4 protein-coding genes, 1 tRNA gene, 1 other RNA gene and 1 pseudogene are annotated in these 6,366 nt (G+C 66.6%); 3 read left to right on the top strand and 4 right to left on the bottom strand.

The window, feature by feature from the left end; translation table 11 throughout:
* The 3 genes from AC5RTT_RS06255 to AC5RTT_RS06245 all read right to left on the bottom strand — a co-directional run.
* Nucleotides 1–3,082 (bottom strand): DNA polymerase III subunit gamma and tau (locus tag AC5RTT_RS06255; protein WP_494144477.1); only part of this gene is annotated, 3,082 nt, incomplete at its 3' end.
* A 21-nt stretch (nucleotides 3,083–3,103) separates the two neighbouring features.
* An RNA gene (gene ffs / locus AC5RTT_RS06250) (signal recognition particle sRNA small type) lies at nucleotides 3,104–3,200 on the bottom strand.
* A 15-nt stretch (nucleotides 3,201–3,215) separates the two neighbouring features.
* The gene (locus AC5RTT_RS06245; protein ID WP_494144476.1) at nucleotides 3,216–3,566 is read right to left on the bottom strand and encodes a hypothetical protein; all 351 of its coding nucleotides are present in this window, start codon (nucleotides 3,564–3,566) and stop codon (nucleotides 3,216–3,218) included.
* Between the two features lie 326 nt (nucleotides 3,567–3,892).
* On the opposite strand from AC5RTT_RS06245, the gene AC5RTT_RS06240 reads away from it, so the two are divergent.
* Nucleotides 3,893–3,977: transfer RNA gene (locus AC5RTT_RS06240), tRNA-Ser, on the top strand.
* A 79-nt stretch (nucleotides 3,978–4,056) separates the two neighbouring features.
* On the opposite strand, the gene AC5RTT_RS06235 is transcribed toward AC5RTT_RS06240, so the two are convergent.
* The gene (locus tag AC5RTT_RS06235) at nucleotides 4,057–4,977 is read right to left on the bottom strand and encodes an oxygenase MpaB family protein (RefSeq protein WP_494144475.1); all 921 of its coding nucleotides are present in this window, start codon (nucleotides 4,975–4,977) and stop codon (nucleotides 4,057–4,059) included.
* Nucleotides 4,978–5,086: 109 nt separating this feature from the next.
* Between AC5RTT_RS06235 and AC5RTT_RS06230 the strand changes: the two are divergent.
* Both AC5RTT_RS06230 and AC5RTT_RS06225 read left to right on the top strand, forming a co-directional pair.
* Nucleotides 5,087–5,917 (top strand): annotated as a pseudogene (locus tag AC5RTT_RS06230) (M23 family metallopeptidase); the annotation flags it as partial.
* A 104-nt stretch (nucleotides 5,918–6,021) separates the two neighbouring features.
* A complete protein-coding gene (locus AC5RTT_RS06225) occupies nucleotides 6,022–6,237 on the top strand; it encodes a hypothetical protein (protein WP_494144482.1) in 216 nt (71 codons plus the stop codon).
* Nucleotides 6,238–6,366 lie beyond the last annotated feature (129 nt).

Here is a 6,366-nt window from a genome sequence, read left to right as displayed (position 1 = left end):
GGGCAAGGGTGGCCGGGCCGGCGCCGGGTGCAGTAGCGGCCATCGCGTACTCCGGTGCACGGACGGCTTCGGGCTCCGATGCGGACGGCGCGGCAGATTCGCGCCCCTGCTGGATGGGCGGTACCTGGTCGGCACTTGCGTGGGCAGGAGCTGTGGCAAGACCCCAGTCCGGTTCGGTGGCTGCACCCGCCGAGGAAACCGGAATGGACGGGGGAACCTGGGCTGTGGCCGGCTCGTAGCGGGGAGCAGCCGCCTGCCCTGATGGGGTTTCCCCAGCGGAGGCGGGGAAGCGTCCTAGGTTGCTTTCGTTTCCGACCACCCACACACCCGGGGCCTGCTCCACTGCCCGGGCCCAGGGATCCTGGACGGGTGTATCCGCTGCCGGCCTGTGTGCGGATGCCGGTGCTGCGGCGGCAGGGGACGTGCCTGGGGCCAGCTGGACGGGGGATCCGGGGGGACGGGTTCCTTCGGTGCTGGTTCCTTCGGTGCTGGTTCCTCCGGCAGCGCCCGGTCCCCTGGTGGAGCTGGCTGCCGGCACAGATGCAGCTGTGCGGCTGCCCGTGTATGCAGCCGAAGGCTCCCAATCCGCCGGAGGTTCTTCATCCAGCGGGGGAGCGTCTTCATCCCGGGGCGGGCCCCAGTCGTCATCTGAGTACGAGTAGTCGCCCTCCAGCGGAGGGTAGGAATTATGGCCGGATCCAGCGCGGGCAGCAGCCTGCTGGGACGGCGCCGCTGCGGGACGCCCGCTTGCCTCAGGGGCCGCGCTGCCCGGCCCGGATGTCGGTTTGACGGGGCCGGGTGCAGGGCTGCCGGCTCCGGTCACTGGCAAGGAAGACGTGGGAGCCGGTTGCCGTGGGGACACGGGTACGGGCGTTCCCTCTTCAGCGACCGCCGGAGCGGAAGCCGCCGCCTGCGCGGCAGGCTTTGCCACTGCCGCTGCCGGTGCCGGTGCTGGGGCAGGCGCGGGGGCCAGCCCCCACGCTACGTCAGCTGAAGTGGGGGCGGCCGCCTGACGGGGTGGTGCTTTTGGGTTTGGTTCAGAGCTCGCCTGGTTGGCGCCACCGGCAACTGCATTGATCTGGCAGTCGATCCCCACCGTCTTGTGGATGGCCTGGCGGAGGTTCTCTGAATGGTCGGCCCGCCCGAAAGCGCCGGCGAGACCTGAGGTGGTAAAAGACAGGGTCAGGACGGCACCGTCAAAAGCGCTGACCTGCGCATTGGGCTCCACCAGTGCCCAGGTGCTGCGCTTGATCCTGGACAACGTCTGGAGAACATCCGGCCAGGCGCGGCGGAGAACCTCCACGTCGCCCATGGCAGGGGGATTGGCCGGGGCAGTTTTTTGAGGAGCAGCGTCGCGCGGAGCCGCTGTGGCAGTTGCCGGAACACGGTCCGCTGCAGGGCTTTCCAGTGCCGGGCTTTCCGGTGCCGGACGCTCCGGGCCGGGCCGGGCCGGAGCCGGGCGTTCGCGCGCAGCGCGTTCGGACACTGGGCCCCGGGATACCGGGCGTTCCGACACCTGGTCTCGAGGCAACTGCTGGCCCGGTCCTTCAACCGGCCAGTCGTTGGTGCTCACGCGGGGAGCGGTCAGGGGAGCCCTGGGACCTGCTTCCGGAGATCCCTGGCCACCGGATGCTGGAACGGCGGGACGCGGTTCGATGGGAGTGGATTCCGGTCCGGCCGGCTGGACGGTAGCGACCGGCTGAGGCTCCTCCCGCCGTGGCGGTGGTGCGACGCTCGGGGCAGGGGCAGGGGCAGGGGCAGGGGCAGGGGCAGGGGCGGGTGCAGGTGCAGGTGCGGCGGCAGCAACGGGTGCGGCGGTAACCGATGCGGCTCCGAGGGCGCCGATTGCGCCTGCGCCGGCGGGAGCGTCGACGTCGTTCCCGGCATAGCTGAAGCGGCGTTCAACCCGGTCAATCCGGGCCGCCAGGCCGCGTTCGTTCTGGTCGGATGTGGGCAGCAGGATCCGCGCGCAGAGCAGCTCAAGGTGCAGTCGCGGGGACGTGGCCCCGGTCATCTCCGTGAGTGCCGTGTTGGTGACGTCCGCGGCCCGCGACAGCTCTGCCGAACCAAGGTTGTGCGCCTGGTTCTGCAGCCTGGCAATCTGGTCCGCGGGCATCCCGCGCAGGATGGTATGTGCGCTCTCCGGCATGGCCTTGACGATGATCAGGTCGCGGAAGCGCTCCAGCAGGTCCTCAACGAAACGGCGGGGATCGTGGCCGGTCTGGATGACGCGGTCCACTGCCCGGAAAACGGTTGCGGCATCGGAGGCGGCCACGGCCTCCACAACGTCATCCAGGAGCGAGGCGTGGGTGTAGCCAAGCAACGCCACCGCGAGTTCGTAATCGAGCCCGTTGGGACCGGCCCCCGCCATCAACTGGTCCAGGACGGACAGCGAGTCACGGACCGACCCGCCTCCGGCACGAATCACCAGCGACAGGACCCCGGGGGCCACGGGGACATTCTCCTGGCTGCACAGCAGTTCCAGGTACGCCATCAGGGGTTCGGGCGGTACCAGTCGGAAGGGATAGTGGTGCGTGCGTGAGCGGATGGTGCCGATGACCTTGTCCGGCTCGGTGGTGGCAAAGATGAACTTGATGTGTTCCGGCGGTTCTTCAACGATTTTCAGCAGCGCGTTGAAGCCTGCCGACGTGACCATATGGGCCTCGTCAATGATGAAGATCTTGTAGCGGTCCCGGACAGGGGCAAAGGTAGCCCGCTCGCGGAGGTCACGGGCATCGTCAACACCGCCGTGGCTGGCGGCGTCGATCTCAATGACATCCAGCGAGCCGGAGCCGCCGCGGGCCAGTTCAACACAGCTGGGGCATTGACCGCAAGGGGTGTCTGTGGGGCCTTGGGCGCAATTAAGGCAGCGGGCCAGGATGCGGGCGGAGGTGGTCTTGCCGCAGCCCCTGGGGCCGGAAAAAAGGTAGGCGTGGTTGACGCGGTTTTTCCGCAAAGCCGTCATGAGCGGCTCGGTGACATGCTCCTGACCGATGACGTCGGCGAACGAGTCGGGACGGTATCTGCGGTAGAGGGCGGTAGTAACTGTCACAGAGAAAACCCTACCAATCCGGGCCGACATCCTGCCGCCCTGTGGGGGAATAGTAAAGACCCCCCATGCACCCGCCAGAGCCCGCCTACCCTTGCTACCTTCCGGTCCTGGGGGAGTTCAACAGGATGACGCCACATGAGGGGCCGTCAGATACTTTACCCGATCATCCGGCACGGTTCGAATCGGGCCCGGGCCGCCAGCCTTCCACGCGCCAGCTCATGAATGCGGGTTCTTCATAGGGATGGGCAGCGCGCAATGCGGCCACGACCTGTGGCAGCAGCCGTTCCTCGACCACGCACTCGATCCGGTCCTCCGCCACCTCCTCCGGCATCCCCCTTTCGCCAAGGAACGGGCGCGCGCCTGCTTCCGGGGTGAAGCGGCCGGTTCCGGGAGTTGTGAAGGAGCAGTGGGAGTAGTTTCCTATCCTTCCTGCGCCGGCGTCGCCGATGGCCGCCAGGACCAGTTCCGTGTGGGTTCTGGGCGAGTAGATCACCAGGGCATGCAGCTCGGTCATGGTTCCACTGTGCCCCAAGTTCCGCTGATTGCCCTGATTTCATTGCTTATCCCTCCGCCACCCGTGATCATGGGTATGTACACCGATTGGGGCAATCTCCAGATTGTGAGCTGTGTGGCCTGGCTGAACGGGGCCGGACCCGGCAGCTCAACGGAGTACCAGAGGAATGGGCGCGTTGGGGGCGTCCATTTCCGGTTAAGGCGGAATCCCTGGAATTCGCAGAACGGCCCCCCGGTTGGCTGGCGTCGGAGGCGTTCCGGACACCAATTTGGGTGATGCGCGAAACGTCAGGTAGTCTAGTACCTGCTTTTGATTCAGAAGCAGTTGGAGAATTCGCCTAGCGGCCTATGGCGCACGCCTGGAACGCGTGTTGGGTTAACGCCCTCGGGGGTTCAAATCCCCCATTCTCCGCCGGTCGAGAACCCGGTCCCGCCTCCGCGGGACCGGGTTCTTGCGTTTATCCGCTCTATTGCCGGGCCTGGCCGAGCTGTCACAGATCGGCTTCCGGACACCCCAGCCGCCTCAGCCGGGCCCGGGCGGCCATTTCGCTTGGACCCTTGGGCCCCAGGGCCAGGCGGACGACGCCGAGGACGGCCTTGGTAGCCAGCCTCACCGGAAGGGGGAACGGGCCCAGCCGGGGTACTTCCAGTGCGAGCATCTCCCGGTACCTTGGCTCCAGGCTGTACACCGCACCGGCGAACAGGATGCGGTAGCCGGGGCGCAGCATCGGATGCAGCGGCGCGTTGCGGATGAAGTCCACGGTTTCAGCCACCCGAGCGTCCACACGCAGTTCGTTGCTCTCGTACCAGCGGTCCAGTTGATGCCGCATCTCCGCTTCCGTCAGCGGCGGATTGTCCACGCCCATCAACCTGCCGGCCTGCGCCCACTCCCTGACGTATGCGTCAGGTCCGCCGGGGATGCTGCCGCCCCAGATTTTGTGGGCCGTCAGGAAGGCATCAGTGAAGGCGATATGGATCCATGCGGCCAGTTCCGGATCGTTGGCACTGTAGCTGCGCAGTGTCCCCAGGTTGTCGCTGTAGCTGCCCTGCACCGGTTCATGCAGGCGGCGGACCTTGCGCGAAGCCTCATCGGCAGCGGCCTTGGAGCCATACGTCACGGTGAAGATCCAGCGGATGGTGTGGGCCAGCCGGCCCAGCGGATCCTCCCGGAAATTCGAGTGTTCGTGGACCCCCGCCAAGGCGCCCGGGTGCAGGGACTGCATTAGCAGAGTGCGTATTCCGGCCACGATGGGGGACATGGAACCGTGCACCGCCCACACCGCAGAACCCGGGAGATGGTAGCCGGGGTCGTCTCCCTCTGACAGCCGCAGTGCCCAGTCCGGCGGGGCGTCCGACTTTCCCGTGAACGTCTTCTTGAGTTCGTCCTGCCATTTCCGGAGGAAATTGCGCATATCCCATTGTTGCCCACTGCAGGCCATCGCGACCGTCCTGGGTAAGACTCCGAAGATATTGGCAAAAACCCCCTATTTTGTGATTCGGGGTTCACAGGGCACCGGCCGTATGGTCACATGGGTCTACCGTCAAGACAGCGTGCGGGTGGGACATCTCCGGGAGCGATCCATGGGCAAGAATCGGGGATCCGGTGCGGGCAAAAAACCCCCGGGTACGCGCCGTCCCACAGTCCGCGTCCTGACGGCTGCCGGCGCCTTGGCCGTTTCCTTCTCCGTCCTGAATCTGTCCGACGGCCATGAGGCGCAGCTGTTGTCCTCAATTTCCGAGACCCCTGCGGACCGCCTTCCGGATCCGGTCGAGAAGCGGGCCACTCCCGGTCCTGAAAGGCAGGCCGCCGAGCCCGCGGGGGTGGTGCTCCGGGGAGCGGAAGGCCTGGACCTTGACTCCCTGCCGCATTCCATACCCGGGAACCCACCGGCCGTGGTGCCTTTTCCGCTGCCGGTGGTCGGCGGTTCAGCTCCGGAAGGACCGGTGCCGGTGGCAGTTGGCTATAAAGGGGTTGGAAGGCCTGCTGCCGGATACCTTATGGCACCCTTGGAGTTCTTGAATCCCAGCTCACCCTTCGGGTTCCGGATCAGTCCATTGACCGGGACGGCCGGTGACTTCCATCTGGGACAGGATTATGCTGCCCCCTGCGGGACAAGGGTTTATGCTGCAGATTCCGGCGTCGTCCGGGCAGCGGGCTGGCACCCCTGGGGCGGTGGCAACCGGGTGGAAATTGACCACGGCAACGGCCTGGTGACGACGTATAACCACCTCGAATCGGTGACCGTCCGCAGGGGCGATACGGTGCAGGTGGGCCAGGTTGTGGGGCGGGTGGGCAGCACAGGATGGTCAACCGGCTGCCATCTACACTTTGAAACCATATTGAATGGCTGGCACATAAGCCCCTTGAGATGGCAGTTCGTGGGCCTTGCGGCGCTCGCTGGTGGTGGGCTGGAGGAGTCGTTGTCATATACCCCGGGCTCTGGTTCACCGGCTGAATGGCTCAACTGGACTCTCCCTGGAATCAAGGACAACGAACCGAAATTGCACACAGCAGAGGCAAGTTCGCCCACGACGCAATCCGTCGCGGCGAACCCTTCGCCCACCGGCTCGTCGCCGTCGCCCAGCGCTTCATCGCCGTCGGCCACCCAGCCCTCACCGTCTGCCACCGAGCCGTCAGCGTCCCCAAGCGGGCCGACGACGTCCCCCACTGAGCCGTCAGCGTCCCCAAGCGGGCCGACGACGTCCCCCACTGAGCCGTCAGCTTCGCCGGCCGAGCCGTCACCCTCGCCGACCGATCCGTCGGCTTCGCCGATTGAGCCCGCGCCGTCACCTACCGAGCC

Source organism: Arthrobacter sp. Y3221157, from assembly GCF_059089865.1.
This window is presented reverse-complemented; position numbering and strand designations above follow the sequence as displayed.

Coding starts and splice junctions, on each gene's coding strand:
- AC5RTT_RS06245 (WP_494144476.1), bottom strand. CDS start 3,566: ATGACCGAGCTGCATGCCCTGGTGATCTACTCGCCCAGAACCCACACG.
- AC5RTT_RS06225 (WP_494144482.1), top strand. CDS start 6,022: ATGGCTCAACTGGACTCTCCCTGGAATCAAGGACAACGAACCGAAATT.
- AC5RTT_RS06235 (WP_494144475.1), bottom strand. CDS start 4,977: ATGCGCAATTTCCTCCGGAAATGGCAGGACGAACTCAAGAAGACGTTC.